Origin of the sequence: Faecalibacillus sp. MSK20_93, from assembly GCF_020589945.1 — a bacterium.
Taxonomy (GTDB): domain Bacteria; phylum Bacillota_I; class Bacilli_A; order Erysipelotrichales; family Coprobacillaceae; genus Faecalibacillus; species Faecalibacillus intestinalis.
Window position 1 is genome coordinate 1 of sequence record NZ_JAJDKA010000161.1, and the last position, 537, is coordinate 537.

General features: G+C 31.7%; 1 protein-coding gene. It reads right to left on the bottom strand.

Translation table 11 applies throughout. From position 1 onward, the window contains the following. Positions 1 to 192 precede the first annotated feature (192 nt). Positions 193 to 537, bottom strand: a 345-nt coding sequence (locus LJD34_RS16135; RefSeq protein ID WP_227360381.1) for a SpaA isopeptide-forming pilin-related protein, incomplete at its 5' end; no start/stop codon positions are given.

A 537-nucleotide genomic window follows, 5' to 3' on the forward strand; every position in this document is an offset into this window, starting at 1 on the left:
TTTTAAATATTTTCAAACTTTTTCATAAAATCACTTGAATTTTATATAGTTAGCTTTCTATCAAATGAAAAAAGGGAGAAATTTCTCCCCTTCATTTTCTGTCTAATCTGTTTCAGATGTCTGATTTGAATATATATTTTTAAACCAGCAACTCCAAAAAGAATAAGAAGTGAAGCTAAAACCGAACAGACATTATTTGTCATTCTTTTCTCCATATTTTCTTTTTGCATAGAAACATACGATCAAACCTAAAGCAAACATTCCCATTGCAACATAGAAACTGATATTACTATCATCACCTGTTTTTACAACAACAGGTTTTGCTTCATCTTTCATAACCACTTTTTGAACTTCTCCTGTATCAGAGATTGTAAATTCAATATCACTTGCAACATTGTAACCTGCAGGTGCTAAATCTTCATGAAGCACATAAGTTTTTGAAACAGTTAATCCCTCGATTCGATGTGGTTCTTTTCCAGAAGTCCATGATTCAACTACTTCACCTGTTTCCTTGTCTTTTAAGGTAAGTTTAGCTCC